This is a genomic window from Paenibacillus sp. FSL H3-0310, from assembly GCF_038002785.1.
Taxonomy (GTDB): domain Bacteria; phylum Bacillota; class Bacilli; order Paenibacillales; family Paenibacillaceae; genus Paenibacillus_AQ; species Paenibacillus_AQ odorifer.
In genome coordinates this window covers 1470713-1492768 of the sequence record NZ_JBBODC010000001.1, presented here as the reverse complement: position 1 = coordinate 1492768, position 22056 = coordinate 1470713, and the positions used below count along the sequence as shown (strand labels likewise).

The window sequence follows — 22056 nt, the reverse complement described above, 5'->3', positions numbered from 1 at the left end:
TGCTCTATATGCTGCTCAACTTTACCCACCTTACAGCAGCAGGCTATTACTTAGCAACAACTGTCTGTTTGGCGATACGCTCTGGTACAATATCGTTGGCAATAAGATCCGTATAGCTTTCACGACGCACTACAAGATCGCTTTGTCCGTTCTGTACGAATACTAAAGCCGGACGGCGAAGACGGTTATAGTTGCTGGCCATGGAGTAATTATACGCACCTGTGCAGGCTACAGCCAACAAATCGCCGCTTTCAGCCTTCGGCAGCTCTACATCCCAGATCAACATATCTCCGCTCTCGCAGCATTTACCAGCGATGGAAACAGTCTCAGTTGCGTCTTCGTTAGCACGGTTAGCAAGCAATGCCTCGTATTTAGACTGATACAAAGCAGGGCGTGGATTGTCGGTCATTCCACCATCAACAGCAACGTACTTACGCACGCCAGGAATGTCCTTGTTGGATCCTACAGTGTACAATGTAGTACCTGCATCTCCAACAATACTACGGCCCGGCTCCACCCAAATTTCCGGCAAAGCACTATAAATTCCAACAAAATGAGTCTTCACTGCATCCGTAATCGCTGCAACATATTCAGAAACATGTAATGGGGTATCTCCCTCGATATAACGAATCCCGAAACCTCCACCAAGATTGACTACACGGAAGTCCACTTCCAAGCCTTCTTTAACACTGCGGGCAAAAGTTGCCACACGCTCAACAGCTAGCTGGAAACCATCGGTTTCAAAGATCTGCGAACCAATATGGGAATGCACACCAAGCAGCGTGATATTCTTTTTGCTGACTGCTGCTTTCACTGCTTCATAGGCCGATCCATTACCGATATCAAAGCCGAATTTGGAATCTGTCTGGCCCGTTGCGGTATATTCATGAGTATGCGCTTCTACACCTGGTGTCACCCGCAATAAGATGTTTACATTAACTTCTTTGCGTGCAGCAATGGACTGCAAAAGGTTAAGCTCTACCAAATTATCGACTACAAAGCAGCCGATTTTGGCATCAATCGCCATTTCGATCTCTTCAGATGTCTTATTGTTGCCATGAAAATGAATACGTTCTGCCGGGAAGCCAGCTTGCAAAGCTGTATATAGTTCGCCGTCGGATACAACATCCAGTGACAAACCTTCTTCATCAGCCAAACGAACCATTGCCATTACTGAAAATGCCTTGCTTGCGTAAGCTACTTGGAAACCAAGGCCGGAGGCTTTAAAAGCATCCATATATTCCCGGCAACGTTGTCTAACCAATTGCTCGTCCAATATATATAGCGGGGTTCCATATTCCGCTTTCAATTCAGTTACATCACATCCGCCGATCTCCAAATGCCCAGCATCGTTAATGCGGCTAGTACCGTGTAGAAACATTCTTTAGTCCTCCAATTTCTGTGGAATATCAAGGTTCCACCCTGTCTTAGTGTATTCAGTATAACAGACAGTGGGAACTCCATTGAATGGACTAATTTGCAGTAGTTTTGTATTTTCCTACGATTGTTACTCATTCTCTTGAGATGGCGGCATTCTGGTATTGTCTCTGGTTTTGTTAAAAGACGGCCTTTCCTTCGAACTTAAGACCGGTTTACGCAATAGAATTTCACTCATTGCCTTTGCATTAAAGGGTATAAACGGCCACATATATGAGGAGTTATAGGACCGATGAGTGGTTAAGAAGATAGTCAGTAACGTCGTGCCAATCATAAAGCCTGGTACCTGGAACGCCGCTACGGAAATTAATAACACAAGCCTGACTATACGGTTCGCCAGACCCAGCTCATAACTCGGAGTCGCGAACATACCGATTGAGGCTACCGCCATATACAGTACTACTTCGTTTACAAACAGACCACTCTGCACCGCTATATCACCAATCAATATGGCTGCAATCAGACCCATCGCTGAGCCTAAAGGTGTTGGGGTATGCACGGCGGCCATCCGCAGTAAATCAACCCCAAGCTCTACAATCAGAAACTGAGCGAGAATAGGAATTCTCGCTGTCTTTTGCGGCCCGATAAAATCCAGCATAGCAGGCTTTAACTCAGGATGGATAACAAGCAGCATCCATAACGGGAGCAGGAACATGGAAGCGAAGATGCCGATGAAACGGACCCACCGCAGATATGTCCCCATAAAAGGAGTCTGGCGATTCTCCTCCGCATGCTGGCAAAGATCAAAAAAGGTAGTCGGAAGAACAATTACAATGGGCGAGGTATCCACGAATAATATGACCCGTCCCTCTAATAAATTGGAGGCTACAACGTCAGGGCGTTCAGAATAACGCACCATAGGATAAGGGTTCCACCCTCCGCCGATAATCGCTTCTTCCAATTGCTTATCCGCCAGTGGAATACCATCGATATCGATGCTGTTGATTTTATCGATGACTGACGTTACTTGCGTTTTATCAACGATATCATCGATGTAAGCCACGCAGACATCTGTCCGTGTCCGCCGTCCCACTTGAAACATTTCAAGCTTCAGCCCCGGATCACGTATCCGTCTTCTTACAAGTGAAATATTACTAAGCAGGGTTTCTGTAAAACCATCGCGCGCACCACGCACCACCCGATCAATCGAGGGTTCATCAGGACTTCGCATGGGGTAAGATCGAGTATCCATTAGGATAACTTTGTTCTCACCCTCAATAAATAGTGCGCTCATTCCTTTTAATACTTTATCGAAACATTCGCTTAATACACTACCCTCTTCAACTTGAATATGAGGGATGTATTCGTTCATAAAGCTACCTAATACACCTGCGGACAAATTTTCTGAAGAAAGGTAGGTTAGTCGTTTCAGAATTTCATCCGTCACATCTTCGTTGGTGAATCCGCTTAAGCAGAGTAAAGCTGTCTTATGTCCCCCAAAGGACATTTCTCTAAACGTCACATCAAAACTTGTTCCCAGCCCCATCACTTCGGTCAGCGTGTTTTTTGTTTCTTGTAGAGAACCTGGGATATGATCATTGCCTTGCCAATAAATAACGGATTCCTTTAATGAGTTAGAATGCTCACTATCGCGTTTGTTTTGTAGCTTATCTTTACTTTTGTTCTGAGACTGCTGCTGCGCCTGCTTCTTTGAAGGCTTCGGTTGAGCTTGAGACTCCTCCCCAGTACCAGCATCGTTACCTGTTCCGCCTGCTGCCTGAGCATTCTGATCCTGTGCCTCATCATCTGATTCTGAATCCTCTGAATCCATACCAAATAACCTGGCAAAAAAACCTTTACTCGGCTCATTTGGCTCCTGATTGCCGAGCTCATCCGATGCTTCTGCATCCTGCTGCTCTGTTCCCTGCTCCGCAGTCACTTCCCCATCCTGCTGCCCTGTTCCCTGCTCCGCAGTGGCATCTGCATCCTGCTGCTCTGTTCCCTGCTCCGCAGTCGCTTGTGCATCCTGCTGCTCTGTTCCCTGCTCCGCAGTCACTTCTGCATCTTGCTGTTCTGTTCCCTGCTCCGCAGTCACTTCTGCATCCTGCTGCTCAGTGCCTAATTCGGCTGATGCCTCTGCATCCTGCTGGTCCTGGCTAGTTTCAGATGTTGTAGAATTTTCCGCTGAATCTTCACTTTCACCGATAGCTGAAGCGCCCTCAGGTTCTGTGTGATCTGCAACTAGATCCTCTGCAGTTGTCTTCATTGCTGCAGCAGCTGCAGCATTATCTTCCAGATGGTCATCTTCCGGTGCAGAATCACCGCTGTGAATAAACTTGCTCATTTCCTAACCCCCTGTTTACTGTCGGTATACAAACCAGTCGAACAAAGAACCCGCGACCTTCCCACTCACCATCGCCATTAACAGACCGAATAGATAATGTGTCATATTTAAGCGTTTAGCGAGTATCGGCAGCACATTTAATACCTCGGTCAATGCTGCAGCGAGCATCCCGACAAAAATCCCATCAAATAGTCCTACACCAAGTTCAACTAGAGGACCTGAGGTAATTTTCCAATTCCAAAAATCACTAACAGTACCTACTAAAGATCCACCTACCATCGCGCCTTCATACCAATGAACTTTATCGTAAGAAGAGGTTAATTGCGCCAGACGCGGCACCATATCCAGCACAACAAATAGAGCGATCACTCCACCGCCTACAGCAATACCACCCGCAATGCCCAGCAGCAAATTTAGTCCTAGTGCTATGGGTGCCGTCATCTTCAGTCCTCCGTATTCTCAGATTGGTTTTCACTGCGGCGCCTCATCTTGCTGTATTCCTCATTGATGACATATTGGTCGATGTTCTTCTGATACAGATACATTTCCACTTCCAGCGGAGTAGGCTCCTCATTCCACTTCTTTTTAAATAAATGGTTGAAAAAAATGACCATCCCAAACCCGATGCCCAGAGAATAAGCAATCTGAAATATATAGGGATGCTCATCCCGATGACCCGTTAGCATCTCCACAATTCGAATTTGTACCTCCAGCATATTTACATCAGCATGAAAGTTCATAATCGTCAGAGCAGACCCAAAGAAAAGCAGCAGCCACACTAAAACAAACATCGCCACCGAAGGTTTCCGTCGCTCCACCTGACTCTCAATCTGCACAATCGTCCTCCCTTCACCGATCGGTTCAATGTCCGCATTCGGTATAAGTTCATATATCCGGGGGATAACCATCAACAGATCAATCAAAATCAGATTGCCGTCACTTTGCTCCGGCTTCATTAAGAGAATTGTCTCCAACGACTCTTTCAGCTCAGGCTCCGCTATCAAAAAAGCAATATCACCCAACGTGACACCTTTACCTTTGGGAACCATCACCCGATTTTTAAGCTGTATATAGATGGTGGGAGCAGAATGTTGTTTCATCCGCATTCCTCCTAAAGGTTATGGTGAAGCTCAGGTCCAAGATAACGGTAGTATGGGAGTAAAGCCTTATTTTTACTCTTGCTGCTCTGAATCAATTTCTTGAAATACTGAAATATTGCTTGTTTATAGGTATCAGGAAAGGCTAACCCTTCTTCTGGAAATTAAAAAGAAGACAGCTCAAGGTAATTACCTTAAGCTGTCTTCTTGTTTCAATCCTAAATACGTCAGAATTCGAGCGAATCCAATTTCCCTCCCGCAAAATCAAACAGGGTCAGATTGGACCATCCATTCTCATGTCCCACGGACCATTCCTTTTGCGAAGGAACCCAGGCTGGCTCCCAATAATAAAACCCGATACCTTTACCGTTAGGTATATTCTCAATTACACTAATAAAATCTTTCATATACTTAGTCTGTCCCTCTACTGTAGCCGGATAACCTTCATGCAGCTGCTTTTCCTCACTTACTATTAAGGGGAAACCTTCAGGTGCATTCAGCGTCCAAGGATAAGCTGTTTCAACAACAATAATATCCTTATTGTACCGCACCGCCAATTCATTCAGGTTAGATCGCAAGTCATCCAGCGTGCCGTGCCACCAAGAATAAAAAGATAATCCGATCACATCAAAATTTACGCCATGCTCGAAAAACCGATCATAAAAGTTACGGCTGGCTGGATGATCAGCACCACGGTCAATATGGATCATGATGGACAAATCAGAAGCAACAGCTTTTGCGCCCGCTATTCCTGCTTGAACCAGTGTAATGAACTGTTCCCACTGCTCCGTAGTATCCCACTCACCATCCACCTTGCCTTCATTCCATAACATGCCTGGAGTAATCTCATTACCGATCTGCACCATGTCGGGCATTGTGCCTTGAGATTGCAAAAGCTCAAGAACCTCACGAGTATACTCATACACGGCTGATGTTAAACCCGTAAAATCAAGGTTCTCCCAAGCTTTTGGCTTCGATTGATTAGCAGGATCTGCCCATTTATCCGAATAATGAAAATCCAGCAGAAAGTTAAGTCCTGCTTCTTTAATTCGCTTAGCCATAATCAGCGTACGTTCTAGATTGCAGAAGCCGCCCGGAGGATCATTCCAAATCCGCAGCCGGATGGCATTCACGCCATTGTCCTTCAGAATGTAGAGCAAATCCTCAGCGTTCTCAACGGACTCTACAGCACCGCTGTAATACGCTCCTCCACCCTGCTCAATTTCATCCAGAAACGAGATATCCATTCCATTGATAAATGTGGTTGTCATCATTGCTACTCCTTTACAGAACCAAGTGTCATCCCTTTAACAAAATATTTTTGCAGGAAAGGATATACGATCAAAATTGGAGCGGCTCCGATAAATATTTGCGCGGCTCTCACCGTCGTCTGCGAGATCAGCTCCATTTCCTTTGGATTGATGCTCATGGAGCTCATATCCCGTTGAATGATAACCGTCTGCAGGAATGTCGCCAGTGGAAATTGCTTGGAATTATTCAAATACAATAGTCCATCGAACCAGGAGTTCCAATGGAATACCATGCTGAACAAGGCAATCGTAGCGATCGACGGCAGAGAAATCGGCAAGTAAATACTGAACAACGTACGGAAATGTCCGGCTCCGTCTATTAGCGAAGCCTCCTCCAGATCTTTTGGAATACCACGGAAGAAGTTCAGCATCAGAATCACCAAGAACGTATTTACCGCACCTGGCAGAACAAGTACCCAGAAGGAATCCATCAAACCAATCTTTTGAATCACAATGTAAAATGGAATCAATCCACCGTTGAACACCATACTGAAAACGAACAACCAAGAGTAAACATTACGGCCCTTGAAGGCTGAGTTTTCTTTGGACAACGGATAGGCTGCCAAAAAAGTAATTAAAAGTGTAAGTCCAGTCCCGAGTATGGTTCTTTGTACAGATACCCAGATGGAGTGTAGAAAGATCGGATTGTTTATTGTCTTTTTATAAGCTTCCAGAGAGAATTGCTTTGGCCATAACCCTACCAAATTGGCATCCGCTGCCGACTTCGCGCTAAAGGATACAGCCAGCACGTGAATCAAAGGTACAATACACATCAGTGCGAGCAGGATTAGAAAGCAAGTATTAAACACGTTGAATATACGATAACCTCTTGTTTTGTAATACATAAGTTGTCTCCCTCTTCCTTTGGTAGATTAGAAAATGCGATATCCTGCCCACTTCTTAGCCAAACTGTACGAGACGAGAATTAGGATCATACTAATGGCCGACTTAAACAGTCCGATTGCCGTACCAAAGCCCATCTCACCATTCAGAATAGCCGTGCGGTACACGAAGGTATCAATAATATCGCCTTTCTGATAGACCAGTGGATTGTAGAGGTTAAAAATCTGGTCAAACCCTGCGTTCAATACATTTCCGAGAGCCAAGGTACCTACCACCACAACCATTGGCAATAGAGATGGCATTGTGATAAAACGTGTCTGCTTCCAGCGGTTAGCGCCGTCTATTTCAGCAGCTTCATATAATGATGGATTGATTCCTGCTAGAGCAGCTAAGAAAACGATCGTATTATAACCAAATTCCTTCCACACATCTGTGAGAATAACTGTGAACCGGAACCAGTTGTTATCGCCTAAGAAAAAGATTGGTTTGAAGCCCATGCTGCCTAAGATCTGATTGACAAAACCATCTGTAGCAAGCAAATCCAGCAAGATCCCGCCGAGAATAACCCAAGATAAAAAGTGAGGCAAGTACACCAGTGTCTGAATAGTACGCTGTATGTATACCTTGCGAATCTCATTTAACAAAATGGCGAATACAAACGGTACAGCCAGATTGAAAATCATTTTTAGAACAGCAATAATCAATGTATTCCAAATGACCTGCATACTGTCATTACGTTCAAATAGATAACGGAAATTGTCCAATCCAACCCATGCCGAGCCTGAAATTTTCAGCCATGGCTTATAATCCTGAAATGCCATCACAATTCCGCCCATTGGAATAAAGCTGAAGATGATCAGGAATATCATCGCTGGCAATAACATCAAGTGAAAAGGCCATGTTTTTTTTAGTGTTCTCATCCTTGGTCCCCCATATCGTGTCAAGTTCTTCTGTAACCATACTCAAATTATAGCAACGCCCGAATTCCTCAAATAGCGGGCAAAACCAATATATATGGTACAAAAGCAATCTCTTTATCACATTGAAAAAAGAGGACTTCAAACGCAAACAGGGACCCTCCCTAAAGCCTAATGCTACGGCTGAAGAGACGGTCCCGTTTACTTCTTTTTACCTAGTCAAACTAAATCCAAACCTTATTTTACGCTGTCATACCATTCGTTAACTTCTTTAGTGATTTGATCGCCACCACCTGATTTCCAGGTTGCTACAAAGGAATCAAATGCATCCAGCGGTTTGTTGCCATAGATAATTTCATTAAACGTTTGGTTCTCAATTTTGTTCAGATAGTCCATCTTCGATTTCATAGTTTCGGTCGTAGGACCTGTGAACATATTCTTAAAGGATTTATCCTCTTGCGCCAGCAGAACTTTGGCAGCCGCAGGGGTATCTTTACCATAATTCACAGCTACGTCCTTCTCCAGACGGGTTGTTGGCTCTGCGCCATCTGCCAGGTTAAGGAGTGCTTTCATTTGGGCATCCGGGATCCGGGCACCGTCACGAACCAGCATATAACGAACACTATTCACATAACCGCCAGCAATTTTATCATTTTCGATCATCTTGCCGTTCGCGTCCAGCTCATAGTCATATCCTGCAAAAAGACCGTTATCCAGTTCACTGCCTGGCGTTGGATTAGCAAAGTTATCGAACAGATAGTTTTGATAAGTAAAGAAGGCTTCTGGATTTTTCATTTTCGTGCTGATCAAAGTTACACCGTTAGTGAATTGTGTGCCATGACGCATAACCTTTCCATCTGGACCCGCTGGAATTTCAATTGGAGCCCATACTGCATCTGGAGAGTTCTTTACGGTATCCTGAAGCGGCCAGCCGCTCATCCAGTAAGGACCCGGGAGAATACCTGCTGTACCTGCAACTGCTGGTTCGGCAGTTTTGTTCTCATCCCAAAGAGCTGCTTCCTGAGGAATATAACCTTTCGCCAACCATTCCTTCAGTTTTTCGAGCCCTTGCTTCATCCCAGCATTTACCGAGCCGTATTCTAGTTTACCATCAGCATCTAGATTCCATTGCTGTGGCAAGGTTCCGTAAGCACCAAAGATCCAAGATGGATCGCCCATCCAAGTGTTCATCGTTGTTTTGAAGCCGATACTAAGTGGAGTTACCTTGTCTGGTGCCAAACCATCAGGGTTCTGATTCTTGAACGCATCCATCACTTTTTCCAGCTCATCGATCGTCTTAGGGGCTTGCATATTCAGCTTATCCAGCCAATCTTGGCGGATCCACAGAATGTAATCATGGTTATATGCATAATCGAGAACAGGCAGGCCCATTCTTTTGCCATCACGGCTGTATTGGTTCCAAACGTTAGGATCCTGTGCCATCGCTTCTTTCCAAGTATCTGAAGCATATTTATCAAACAAAGTTCCTACATCTGCATACATGCCGGAATCGATCAAATCCTGTGCAATCGTGTTGTCGGCTGTACCGATGGTTACCACATCAGGCATGTCCTGACCTGAAGACATGGATAAACGCAGCTTCGTACCAAATGCGCCGTTCGTATCTGTGATGGACCAAAGGGACTTAATGTTGATGCCGAATTTTTCTTTAGCCCATTTTGTAGCCACGTTATTCTCAATGCTTTCACCGTTTTTGAATTTAAGCTCAGGGTCCACGCCCCATGCGGTTGTAAATGTCACCTCAGGATCGTATTTATCCTTGTAGGCGTTTTCAGAATTGGAAGCTGTATTTGCAGTCGCTTCACCAGCTGCTTTATCTCCAGCAGTGTCTTTACTATTAGCAGCGTTATTGCCTGAACAGCCCGCAAGGCTACCCGCCAAAAGCATGCTCATGCACAGGAGCGGCAGCCATCTTTTTCTCTTCATCGCGCTCATTTTGTTCCCCCTTGGATTCCATAAGTGTTGGTTACATTTTAATTATAGGGAACGACGCTGAGCCCGAATACGTCATTTAAACAAGGTTTCTGCACCTTTCTCAACCTCTATCCGTCCCGGAATTCATTTGGTGTCATATTGTAGTGTTTTTTGAACATCTTACTGAAATATTGCGGATTCTGATATCCAAGCTCAGAGGTGATTTCATAGATTTTTTTATTCGTATTTTTAAGCAGATAAAGTGCCCGTTCCATCCGCATCCGAATAATATAGTCCCCTAGTCCTTCCCCAGTCTCAGCTTTATAAATCTTGGACAAGTAGACTGGATGCAAATATACATGATCGGCAATGGTTTTGACGGACAGCTCATGCCCCGAATGGTTTCCTACCAGCTCATGCACCTGCTTGATAATATAACTTTTCGTATTCTGATCGCTTTCGGATAGCTCCTTCTGAAGCTTATCGAGCATATCAAACGCCCAATCTTTAAGCTTATCAAAAGAAACAATAATACTCTGCGTCAACAACGGATCTAAAGCGTATTGGTCGATCTTGGAGATGAACTGACCACTCTTATGCGCTATATACATAAATGCATTCGTTATCGATAGAAAGACCTCGTACAGATGTTCACTGGAAAACCGTGCATTCTCCATATCCCGGAACACGTCAGCAATTTTTTGCCTTGCTGAATCCCATTGTTTGGATTCCAGCAGATGAATGAGTGTAGGTGGACGATAAAGACACTCGAGCGATTTGATGCTGATCGTCTCCTGATGCTGGCGGTCATCCAAAAACAGCACGGAGCTGGATTCATCATGTGCTGCCAAATACATCGAGCTAAGACCGCTTCTATAGGCAGCCGTCATCCCCTCCGGAAAGGTGAACCACTCTGTTACAATCAGTGAAATCTCACCCTTGAGGTAATTGCTTACACTAATTCGGAAATTCGCGATCACCGCTTTTAGGATTTGCTGCCTTGCAGCTTCATAGTTAGCCATTTGCTCCAATTCCTGCTGTACTGCCGGCTTTAATTCAACAAGCAGAATCAAGCAATCATGCGGCGCTTTGCAGAACCAGACATGGAACTGTTCCTTAAAAAGCTCCTCGGCAATGTTGCCGATCGCATATTCCATGAGAGAGACCGAATGGTGATCCATTGCGGCATAATGTTTACCCAGCTGAATCAGCAGCATCGCCGCTTCAGCATCCGGCTGGAAGGAGATTTCATATTCCTTCAGCTTAATGGCTAGTGTCCGCTCAGACAGCACCCTGCCGAGAAGCAATTCATGCATCAGATTAGCCCGCAAAACACTGTAATCGGCTTTGCGATTATACAGCAGCAAATGATATCTATCATGAGCTTCCCATTCGTCTTTCAAAGATTCAATCGCACTGGATACGCTTTTGATAAACTCATCATCACTTACCGGCTTCAAAATATAATCAAATGCCTGCAGTTGAATAGCTTTTTTCGCATATTGAAAATCGGAATAACCTGTCAATAAAATGGACCGAATATTTGGCCATTTCTCGCTCACGGCTTCAATTAATTGCAGGCCAGTCATTCCTGGCATTGAAATATCCGTAACCATAATATCTATAGCCTGCTGTTCCATAATTTGCAGAGCTTCAGCACCCGATGCCGCTTGATGCACCTGCTTTACCCCGATTTCAGCCCATGGAATAGTACGAGCTAAACTTTCCGTAACATAGGGCTCATCATCAACTAACAACAGCTCTATCATTCTTTCCCCTCCTAGATGTCATTCCATTTCATTGTCTGTGTAGGGCAGCAACCACTGCAGTGTCACCTGTAATCCTCCAAGCGGAGAAGGCGAGATGCGCAAGCCAGACGTCTCCCCAAAACGCAGCCGCATTCTCTGATGCACATTCCATAAACCGCAGCCCATTTCTTCATCCATCGCCCTGCTTAGTTTATTTTCCAGTTCTATAATTCCCTCTGGCGTCATGCCCTGACCATCATCCTCAACCGTAAGCGTCATTTCTCTGCCTGCACAGGAACCCGTAATCCGCACCAGTCCCTCTTTGGCGACGGGCTCAATTCCATGTATAACCGCATTCTCCACCAAAGGCTGCAGTACGAGCGGCGGAAGCTCTCTTTTGCGCATTTGCGGTGGGATATTGATCTCATAACGAAGTCTGCTCATCCTCATCTTCTGGATCTCCAGATAATGATTCACAAATTCCACCTCTTCAGACAGCGCAACCAAATCACGTTCCTGACGAGTGGTGTATCTGTAATATCGGGACAAATTATGCGACATCCCAACGACTGCCCCCATATTATCTAGCTTCGCCATACTTGTAATAAAGGAGAAGCAATTATAGAAAAAATGTGGATTAATCTGTGATTGAAGCTGCTTTAAGCGGGCTTCGCGAACATGGATTTTCTCCATCAGCACATTCTCGATCAGCATCTGAATCTGTTCTACCATACTGTTAAACCGGCCGGACAGGAAGCTGAATTCATTCTTCCCTTTAATCTCCACTCGCGCAGAATAATCCCCTTGCTTCAACCGTTGAAAGCCTCCAACCAATAACCTTATAGGCACCTGCACTTGAACATATAACAGATAGGCTACGAGACAGCTCATTAACAACAAAGCACTGATCGCAAAATAAAATAAACGATTAGAGGTCAGGATTGGATGTAGGATTTCAGTCAGCGGCATATAGTCGATCAAATACCAGCCCATTTTGTCCGAATAGACGATATTTACACTGTAGGATTCACCTTCTATTTTGACCGTGCGATTCTCACTAGGCTTCAGCTGGGTCTCTTCCAGCCTGTCTACCAATTCTTTTGCTAATACCTTGTCGGCACTGCGGTTAAAAATAAGTCCTGTTCCCTGCTTATAATAAAAAGGATCTCTTCTGCCATCACTTTTGAATTTATCCAGCATATCTTCTATGTTCCGGCTGTCGAACTCTACCTTCATAACCGTTTTGACTTTTTCCGGAGCGAATTCTGACATAAAAGGTGTAAAAGAAAACCATGAGAATACGAAGCGGTCACCCTCCTGCCCTTCGATTTTCTCCACATGCCAGCCCGACTTCACTTCCCGCTTCAGATCCTCATCTTCGTATAACTTCGCATCATTTTCAGACACAATACGATGAATGGACGGGGAGTATAAATATAGCTTACTCTTCCAATTGGAGGAGCTTTCTTGAATACTGATTTTGGTCTGAATCCGTTTGATCAGGTTTATCGTATCCAGATTCAAACGCCCTTTTTCCAGATAAGTATCCTTAAGGCTGAGGATATCAGGATCATGGATCAGCAGAATCGGCCACGAAGACAATAACTCCATATTACTTTCTACCTGATTCTGAAAAAAACTAAGCTGATTATTATTCGAAGTATTTAACTCCGTACGCAGCACATCCGTGGTCGTTTTATTGGAATAGAAGTAAAGGATGGTTATCGGGATCAGCATAATGACCATGATACTCACGATTTTGGTAAATAAATTATATCTATACACGTTCCTTCACTCTCCGGCTCAAATGTCATAGCCCCTATTGTACAAACAATCCCTACTTGCGAAAAGATAAATATCTAAAAAATGTGGTAAAGACAGGCCCTAACTGCCTTTTCGAGCACAGTTATTGCCTGTCTGCCTATTATTGCTGCAAAAGATTGAGTATGATGTAAGCCGCTTCAGCGCGTGTTGTATGGGCTTGCGGGCGGAAATTGCCATCTTCGAATCCATTGATAATCCCAGCCTGCGCAAGCGCTGTTATCCCTTCACTGGCATACAACGAGATCAGGTCTTTATCTTTAAAAGAAATAACGTTCACATCCGTCTGACCGTTCACTTTCTCCGCCAACTTAAGCGCACGGTATGAAATAGCTGCCATTTCTTCACGGGACAATTTATCATTCGGGCCAAAAGTGCCATCCGCATGTCCTTGTACAACACCCAATTTCCCAGCAGTATTCACAGCAGAGCTATACCACGCATCAAGGTTCACATCTTTAAAACTGCCTGTTCCTCTTTCTGCATTTAACTCCAGCGCGGACAGCAGCATGCTGACAAATTCAGCGCGTGTAACCTCCCCTTGCGGATTAAAGATCCCGTTTCCTATTCCTTGCACGATCCCTTTAGCCGTCAAGGATTCAATCGCTAACGTGGCCCAATCTGCTGCTTTTAAATCTGTGTACCCCACCTCTGCGTACCCCGCAGCATAAATGCTGAAATGACTTGGATTAAACACAATCTGTTCCGCGGTTGGGTTGTACCGCACAGCTTTGATAACTTCGAGTTTTCCATCAGCAAGTATCGAATAAACAGCAATCCGCTGGCTCTGCTCCCCGAGCTTCAGCTTGTAGTGGAAGGCTACCGATATTGCTCCTTTTTTGAAAACATCGATAGAAGTCCCATCTACTGACACATGGATGTTATAGGCCGGGTAGTCTTTTGCTCCAGTTGCCAATGGTGAAGGCAAGGTTGGCGTAGCTACCTGAACCAGTGAGAGCGTTAGTTCCTTAGCCCCCGTCTTTATAATTCCTGCACTTGCTTCCGTAGAAACCGTAACAGATGCCGCACCATATACAATTACTATTTGAGGATGTTTGCCCTGCTCTAGTATAGAACTCAACGGTAGATGAACGACTGCTCCCTTAAGCTCTCCCGTCGATGGCAGAACAGAAATAACCAGTTTTTCATCCGCCGGAAGCGTCGACAGCGCCTTATTGATATCCTCTATACTTAGCGTGATCTCAGCTATGCCGGAAATTCCTGCTTGTGCCTTCACCTGAAGTTGTCCTGCCGCTGTATGTTCGACCACTGCTTTAATTGCTGAATTTACAACGTTTGAATCTCTGACCGTGATGACAGGATCAGGATTAACCCCCGTTCCGGGTTCTTCACCAGTGCCAGGATTTCCTCCCGTTCCGGGTTCCCCACCAGTGCCGGGATTTCCTCCCGTTCCGGGTTCCTCACCAGTGCCGGGATTTCCTCCCGTTCCGGGTTCCTCGCCAGTGCCGGGATTTCCTCCCGTTCCGGGTTCCTCACCAGTGCCAGGATTTCCTCCCGTTCCGGGTTCACCACCAGTACCGGGATTCCCTCCCGTTCCGGGTTCCTCTTCGCCCCCCTCACCGGCCACCGGGGTTTTGAAGACATTTAATGAAGAGAGTGCATTCCCTGCAAAATCGAACATTGCCTGATTCTCCCAAGCATTTCCTTCGCCTACCTTCCAGCCTACACCTTGCACTGGAATCCAAGCTGGTTCCCAATAGAACAAGCCTGTTCCTTTACCATCGGGTACTTTGGACAATACATTCATTACTGTTTTGACCTCAGCCATTTGACCTGCAACCGTAGCTGGGAAGCCACTGCCGTCTAGCTGATCTTGGCGGGCGATGTTATTCTCAAAATTGTCGCCGTCCTCCAGCGTGTAAGGATACGCGGTTTCCGTCACAATCACTTCTTTACCATATCGTTTAGAGATATCGTCCAAGTTAAACTGCAGGCTATCCATCGTTCCGCTCCAATACGGATAAAAGGACGCGCCGATCACATCATAATCAAGATTCCGCTGCGTTAATTCGTCAAAGAACCAACGAAACATATCATTTTTGCCACCTTCAGCAAGATGGATCATAATTTTGATATCCTGACCTGCACCCTCGCTGTCTCTAACTCCCTTCACTCCGCTCTCCAGAAGCGGAACAACCTTCTCAAAAGCATTCTCTTGATCATAGGATTTGCCATCTGGCCATAACAAGCCCCCATTAATCTCATTTCCGATTTGAACCATATCGGGTGAAGCTCCCTTTTCCTTTAGCTCATCCATAACATCTTTGGTATAGTCATATACCGCTTGCTTCAATTCATCATAGGAGTAATCCGCCCATGCTCCTGGCTTGTTTTGCTTTCCGGGATCAGCCCAGAAATCAGAGTAGTGGAAATCAAGCAACAGCTTAAACCCTTTGGCTTTGACACGCTGCGCCATTTCCACAACATGCTCACGGTCATTATAGCCGCCAGCTTCCTGAGGATCATTCCATAAACGCAGCCGAATGTAATTTACACCCCGGCTTTTAAGAATATCCAGCAAATCCTTTTCTACTCCATTGTCGTAATACTTTCCACCGGCATCCTCAATCGCTTCCAGTGTGGAAATGTCCGCACCTTTTATGAACCCGGATTGCAGCACAAGCGGAGTAACCTGAATATCAGCTGTGGGTTGTAGGTCTGTCCCTGCAACTTTCCCCATTACGCTGTAAGTTCCTTCAACCGCGTACTCCGCTTCAGTAAGGTCATCCCAGGTTACAGGCAGCTGTTTGCTTGACCCATCTTCGTATATAGCCGTTACCGCTGATGGCAATAAAGCAGGCACATCCGTAATTGTGCTGACATTTATACTCTCAAATCCAACAATAGGCGTGCTGCTGTCACCTACTACTGTTACCTTCGCCACTGCCTTCTGCACAGTACCTGAGATAGAACCGCTTACTGTAAAGGTTCCGGGACGGGAATACTCTGCTGGTGGGATCACATCCCAAGCAACCTGAGCATCCTCCGTGTCAGAATTGCTATATACCACAGTTACAACACTTGGAAGCTCAGGGGCTTGCCCAATTTCCGTGTCCAACCGTACTGGCAGAACAGTTTGTATTTCACCCTGTGCCGGCTCATGCGGCGCGCTGGCTGCGGGAACACCCCAGACCTTCAGATCATTAATGGCTGCCCATTTTCCGCCGTTGATGCCGGTCAGGTTGACCCTTACATAAGAAACATTCCGCAGCTTAAAAGCATTGTACTGAGTTTGCTCTACACTGCTGCTCTTACTTTTGTCCACAACTGTTGTCCATACCTTATGATCACGTGATACTTCAATCGTATATTGATTAATGTAACTCCATGCATTCCAGATGACGGTTGCGCCTGACAAGTCATATGCACCTTGCAAATCTACTTCCAGCCAATGAGGAAAGCTCCCGTCATTCGCCGTCCAATGTGTGTTCCATTCATCGGAATCTACTGCGTTACCCGCTTCATACCCTGCAAGCTCACTATCGGATATAGCAGGCTTTCCTAGGGCAATATTCTCATCTCCTGCCGCTTGAGCAGACTGCCCAAACGTAAAAGGGGAAATAAGAAAGGTCAGAATCATAAATAATACAAATGATTTCTTCAATGTCTGCTTCCTCCTAAATAATTTAATCATGGATTATGTACTCAGCAGCACAGTCATTTTGTGCGCCCCCTAATTGTAAACGCTTTATTAACTCTGCTATATGTTACGTTAGAAACATTTCAGCAGTTTTTGCAGTCGATTTGATCTAAGCAAGGAGTAAAATCACATACAAAAAAAGATGATCCGAAAGCCATACGGCTTCGAATCATCTTTATATAGGTAGAACCATTCCACTTCAATCTGCTCAGAGCGTTTGTGGTTTGGACTGTTGATTAGATAAAAAGAATAAAGCGACCCAGATCAAGGCAAATCCGAGAATCTGCGGGATAGTGACCAGCTGTTGGAACACAATCCAGTTGATGATTACTCCCGTCATAGGAAAGCTGAGTTCAGCCAATGTGGCGAAGGAAGCTTTGGTCGTGCTAAGTCCTTTGTAATACAACAACATACTAAGAAGTCCTGGCAGCAAAGCTTGCAGCAATAAATTAACCGCAATAGCTGCCGATGCACCAAACCCGCCATGAATCTGCCACGGGGCACCTTCTAGCGTAGTGATAACGAAAAGTAAAGGAAGCGCAAGGATAAACCGCAGCGAAGTCACTGTCTCATATTTCATAGAACCGAGCAGATAACGTCCCATGACTGTCGATCCCCCCCACAGTGCAGCTGCTCCCAAGGCCATCAGACTGCTAACCCCAATAAAGTTATTCACATGTCCGAAAGGGATACTCCAGCCAAAGGTCAGCAGATAGGTTCCTACCAGCGCCAACACAATGAGTGGTCCGAAATTTTTTGGCAAACGTTCTTTAAGAATTAAAGCAGCGAGACCGATAGCGAATATTGGCTGAAGCTTTTGCAGTAACAGCACTGCATTCAAATCCCCACTGGAAAGTGCCATCGTAAATAGGATCGTCGCCCCGGCAGAGCCTCCCCATGAAACAATCAATAAAGCACCAATCTGGCGAAATCCAATTCCTTTAAGCTCCGCCCGGTGACGCCAAAGAACAGGTGAAGCAGCCAAGAAAAGCACCACATGCTCCAGAAGAACAATTTGCGATGAGGTTAAGGATTTTAACAGGATGATACGAAAGAGCGGATCAACGCCCCATAATGCTGCACCAATCACAACGAGCCAAAATCCACTGCGTAGCGCTGATGTACTGCCAACCTTAGTTGATGATGAAGCTGTAACATTACTCATAATTTCCTTCTCCTTGTCGATACAAACCCTCGATAAGAGACCAAAAACCCCCGAATTACCAAATAGGTAAACTCGGGGGCATTATCAATAAAGACGTACAAGGATAGACTCCTAGCGTCTTTATCTTATGATCCTCTCCCATCCGGACTTTACCGTCGGCTCTGGATTTACACCAGATCAGTCACTTCTCTGCAAGCAGAACAAGTGAGTCGCGGGCTCAGTTCGCTTTGAACATTACCGCCGGTCGGGAATTTCACCCTACCCCGAGAATCTTGTATTCCGTTGTTTTTTTCACAATCTCAGAATAAACCTCTTCAAGCCATTCGTCCAGTACTTTATGAAAATGTACACATTACTTTCATGTTTCGCAGCATTTTATTACATGTTTGTTCGTAATTGTTCTACTGCTTCATCCAAAAAACTTCTGTATAATGAAATTATGTTGATTTTTCCATAGTTTAGTAATCATGTCGAGGAGGTTGTTATGAAAGAAGCATTCTGGACGAAATTATTGTTCTCCATTTTTGCCGTTGGAGGAATAGCTTTTTTAGGATTCATAGGTGCTATAATTACTGCGCTTTACGGAGGACTGCTGTTTTATACCCCACTTGTGGCGATCTTAGCGATCGTATTAGCCATCTATGTTGTACTCATCATATTTAATGTGTTGTCCCGAAGAACAAGCAATATTGTATTGTTATCTATCCTCGGACTTAGTCTGCTCGCGACCGCAGGATATGAGATCAAGCAAGCGTACGTCAACAGAATTGCCACTGTCGATGATCGGGAGGTTAATCTGCTACAGTATGAACCCTTTGCTGAGAAGACCAAAGCAGTGAATCTGGACGAGCCTTCTTCCTATCATATCGATAGCGATCTTCCAAGATTGGACGGCGCAACCGCACTTTATCCACTGTATTCAGCTTTCGTTCAATCTACTTATCCTGAGGGTTATTATAATCCGTATGATTTTCAAGCAAGTCAAGTAATTTGCAGCAGCACGCCTGAAGCTTACAAGAGATTAATTGAAGGAGAAACCGATATTATATTTGTAGCGGCTCCGTCAATTGCACAACAAAAAGAAGCTAAAAGAAAAGGTGTCGAACTGAAGCTTACGCCGATCGGCCGCGAGGCCTTCGTATTTTTTGTAAACAAACGAAACGACGTAACCGGACTTTCCACCGCTCAACTTAAAGATATTTACGCAGGCAAGGTCACAAATTGGAAAGATGTAGGCGGAGCTAATAACCGAATCCGTGCTTTTCAACGACCTGAAGATAGCGGAAGCCAGACGATGTTGCAAAAGTTTATGAAGGACACTCCACTCATGAAGCCGCCTCAAGAAGACGTAGCGGATATTATGAGCGGTATCATTCAACAAACCTCCAGCTATCGCAACTATAAAAATGCACTGGGCTACAGCTTCTTATTTTACGCCTCAGAAATGAATCGAAACGGGGAAATAGCCCTGCTGGCCATCGATGGTATTCAACCAGACAAGGAAAGTATTCGTAGTGGACAGTACCCTTTGGCAACAGAATTTTATGCAGTGACCGCGGGAAGCGACAACCCTAATATTCAGCCCTTTCTGGATTGGATTCAATCTGCTCAAGGTCAGAAATTGGTAGAGAAAACAGGTTATACATCGTTAAAATAAAATCTCTCTAGCAAATGAGAGCTATCCCAAATGTTTGGGAAGGCTCTTTTTCTATTTTTATACCGAAAATTTTCCTTTTTATCTGTTGTAGAGCGCAACTTTTGGAAACTATTGTCGTTTATACTTTATACGAGCCTTAAACGGCATCAAAGGAAGAAAAAGTAAGAATTGCTAGAGACCAATAAACGGGGATGGTAGGGATTGCAGATGAAAAAGTTTGGTTTTTTGGCGTTACTGCTGCTTTTGTTGGTGCTGGTTCATCCAGGAACTGGTTATGCCGGCTCTGCGGAAACACACATCAACCTAGACGGCAACGATCTTAAGATTTCAAAAGAAGCACAGGTACAAATTGTAAATGGCAGTGTAATGGTTCCTCTTCGTGTTGTTGCGGAACAGCTTGGTTATACCGTGAAATGGGATAATGTGACCAAGACGGCGATCATTGAGCAAAAGGGAACTACTTTAAAGCTGATCGTGGATAATACGATGGCAGAAGCTTCAGGGAAACAAGTCAAACTGGACAATCCTCCGTTTCTCAGTGGCAGCACAACCCTTGTTCCTTTAAGATTTGTTGGGGAACAGACAGGAACTACTGTCGGTTGGGACAATGTAACCAAAACCGTATATTTAACCTCTCCAGTACCTGAGATTGGGGGAAGCGATCCGGAAATTACGGTTCCACAACCCACTCCAACAGCACCTTCAGACAACGGATCAAACGGGAATACAGCAACTGAAGGGAATAGCTCAGTAGCTACAGTCACCAATCTTAGCTTCATCGATAACCAGCTGGTTATTGCAGTGAACGGCAGTATAAAACCTACCGTGTTCACTATGACAGACAAAGACCGAATTGTCGTGGATTTACCGAATACTGGCTTTGGAACCGACTTCCATCAGAATCTGTCCGTAGGAAAGAACCAAAGCGGACAGTTAACGGTTACTGACTATCCTAATGTCTCTGCCGTTCGCTATTCATTGTTCAGCAGTTCCCCATCTACCATTCGGATCGTCATTGATCTAAACAGCGCTAATAGCTACAGTCTGATAAATGCTAATGATGGACTTATTATTGTGGATCTTAATGGGACTAGCGTTACGCTTCCTGAAACCACCTTACCAGAAGTACCGGTTACAACTCCTCCACCTTCTACCGGCAACACAGACAAGAAGATAATCGTCATCGATGCAGGACATGGTGGGAAAGATCCAGGGAGTTCAAGTGTTAACAAGCTTAAAGAGAAAGATTTCACCTTGCCGACAGCACTGAAAATTGCAGAATTACTAAAGAAAGAACCAAATATCGAGGTTATACTCACGCGCAGTGGCGATACATACCCAACTCTACAGGACAGATCTAACCTCGCCAACAATGTAAAAGCCGATCTATTTATCTCTGTTCATGCCAATAGTATTCCGGCGGGCAGTAAAAGTAACCCTAGTGGCACAGAGACCTATTACACACGCAATGATAGCTTATTATTCGCTCAAACCGTTCACAAATACCTCGCAGGTGCTACAGGACTGCAGGACCGAGGGGTTCGTCAAGCAAACTATCATGTAACAAGAGAAACCAAAATGCCAGCAATATTATTAGAATGTGGTTACTTAAGCAATACCAAGGATGAAGCATTGCTGTTTACCCCGGACATCCAAAATAAAATAGCCGAAGCAGTAGTTTTAGGAATCAAAGAATATTTAGGTCGTTAAAAAAATGGGTGTCCCATTAGCCGTTTAGGCTGATAGGACACCCATCTTTATTCGGTAGCAGTGTTCCAAACACTCATTCGTTCCCGCAGATTCGAGGTATGCAGCTCCAGCTGTATACCATCTGGATCTAGAAAATTGACCGTCCAGCCTATTCCCCGTTTGATTGGTCCTCTAATTATGGGCACATTCTGGGTTAGCAATCCTTGGACGGCTTCCTCAAAATGTTCCTCTGCAATACTAAAAGCAATATGGTCTACCCCAACCACATTATTTGCAATCGACATATAATCAGGCTTTTCAAGAAGACATATCCAGGCACTTCCCCATTCCAGATAAGCATCAGTTTTACCTCTATGAACTAGCTGAAGGCCCAGAATTCCTGTGTAGAAATTCAGGGAATTTGCTAAATTACTGACATTTACGGTCACATGGTTAAAACCTTCTACCTGCATCTTTATTCAGCCTCTCAAT

15 protein-coding genes and 1 riboswitch are annotated in these 22056 nt (G+C 44.9%); of the genes, 2 read left to right on the top strand and 13 right to left on the bottom strand.

Annotation, left to right across the window (positions count from 1 at the left end):
* Positions 1-46: 46 nt before the first annotated feature.
* The 12 genes from lysA to MHH63_RS06575 form a co-directional block, all read right to left on the bottom strand.
* Positions 47-1381: a diaminopimelate decarboxylase gene (gene lysA, locus MHH63_RS06630; RefSeq protein ID WP_340394241.1), complete on the bottom strand. Its 1335-nt coding sequence runs from the start codon at positions 1379-1381 to the stop codon at positions 47-49.
* Positions 1382-1507: 126 nt separating this feature from the next.
* Positions 1508-3208 (bottom strand): spore germination protein, encoded by a 1701-nt coding sequence (locus tag MHH63_RS06625; protein WP_076302799.1) that lies wholly within the window; start codon positions 3206-3208, stop codon positions 1508-1510.
* A 528-nt stretch (positions 3209-3736) separates the two neighbouring features.
* Positions 3737-4162 (bottom strand): stage V sporulation protein AB, encoded by a 426-nt coding sequence (locus tag MHH63_RS06620; protein WP_036676132.1) that lies wholly within the window; start codon positions 4160-4162, stop codon positions 3737-3739.
* A gap of 2 nt (positions 4163-4164) precedes the next feature.
* Positions 4165-4821 carry a stage V sporulation protein AA gene (locus tag MHH63_RS06615; protein ID WP_036676129.1) on the bottom strand — a complete coding sequence of 219 codons (657 nt, stop codon included), beginning with the start codon at positions 4819-4821 and terminating at the stop codon, positions 4165-4167.
* Between the two features lie 224 nt (positions 4822-5045).
* The gene (locus tag MHH63_RS06610) at positions 5046-6092 is read right to left on the bottom strand and encodes a glycoside hydrolase family 53 protein (RefSeq protein ID WP_305954155.1); all 1047 of its coding nucleotides are present in this window, start codon (positions 6090-6092) and stop codon (positions 5046-5048) included.
* Between the two features lie 2 nt (positions 6093-6094).
* Positions 6095-6973, bottom strand: a complete 879-nt coding sequence (locus MHH63_RS06605; RefSeq protein WP_036676128.1) for a carbohydrate ABC transporter permease — start codon at positions 6971-6973, stop codon at positions 6095-6097.
* A gap of 27 nt (positions 6974-7000) precedes the next feature.
* Positions 7001-7891, bottom strand: a complete 891-nt coding sequence (locus MHH63_RS06600) for an ABC transporter permease (RefSeq protein WP_036676126.1) — start codon at positions 7889-7891, stop codon at positions 7001-7003.
* A 234-nt stretch (positions 7892-8125) separates the two neighbouring features.
* Complete coding sequence (locus tag MHH63_RS06595) at positions 8126-9844, bottom strand: extracellular solute-binding protein (protein WP_076127426.1); 1719 nt, start codon at positions 9842-9844, stop codon at positions 8126-8128.
* 107 nt (positions 9845-9951) lie between these two features.
* On the bottom strand, positions 9952-11592 hold the full coding sequence (locus MHH63_RS06590; RefSeq protein ID WP_076192254.1) for a response regulator: 1641 nt from the start codon (positions 11590-11592) through the stop codon (positions 9952-9954).
* A gap of 18 nt (positions 11593-11610) precedes the next feature.
* On the bottom strand, positions 11611-13356 hold the full coding sequence (locus MHH63_RS06585) for a sensor histidine kinase (RefSeq protein ID WP_340394245.1): 1746 nt from the start codon (positions 13354-13356) through the stop codon (positions 11611-11613).
* Between the two features lie 139 nt (positions 13357-13495).
* Complete coding sequence (locus MHH63_RS06580; protein ID WP_341171330.1) at positions 13496-17017, bottom strand: glycosyl hydrolase 53 family protein; 3522 nt, start codon at positions 17015-17017, stop codon at positions 13496-13498.
* Between the two features lie 244 nt (positions 17018-17261).
* A complete protein-coding gene (locus MHH63_RS06575) occupies positions 17262-18218 on the bottom strand; it encodes a DMT family transporter (protein ID WP_076104422.1) in 957 nt (318 codons plus the stop codon).
* Between the two features lie 126 nt (positions 18219-18344).
* A riboswitch (FMN riboswitch) is annotated at positions 18345-18493 on the bottom strand.
* A 209-nt stretch (positions 18494-18702) separates the two neighbouring features.
* On the opposite strand from MHH63_RS06575, the gene MHH63_RS06570 reads away from it, so the two are divergent.
* Positions 18703-19875, top strand: a complete 1173-nt coding sequence (locus MHH63_RS06570) for a substrate-binding domain-containing protein (protein ID WP_076192262.1) — start codon at positions 18703-18705, stop codon at positions 19873-19875.
* A gap of 207 nt (positions 19876-20082) precedes the next feature.
* On the top strand, positions 20083-21585 hold the full coding sequence (locus tag MHH63_RS06565) for an N-acetylmuramoyl-L-alanine amidase family protein (protein WP_339248793.1): 1503 nt from the start codon (positions 20083-20085) through the stop codon (positions 21583-21585).
* A 47-nt stretch (positions 21586-21632) separates the two neighbouring features.
* Here the strand turns inward: MHH63_RS06565 and MHH63_RS06560 are convergent, their stop codons facing one another.
* Positions 21633-22037, bottom strand: a complete 405-nt coding sequence (locus tag MHH63_RS06560) for a VOC family protein (RefSeq protein WP_076127416.1) — start codon at positions 22035-22037, stop codon at positions 21633-21635.
* Between the last annotated feature and the right edge of the window lie 19 nt (positions 22038-22056).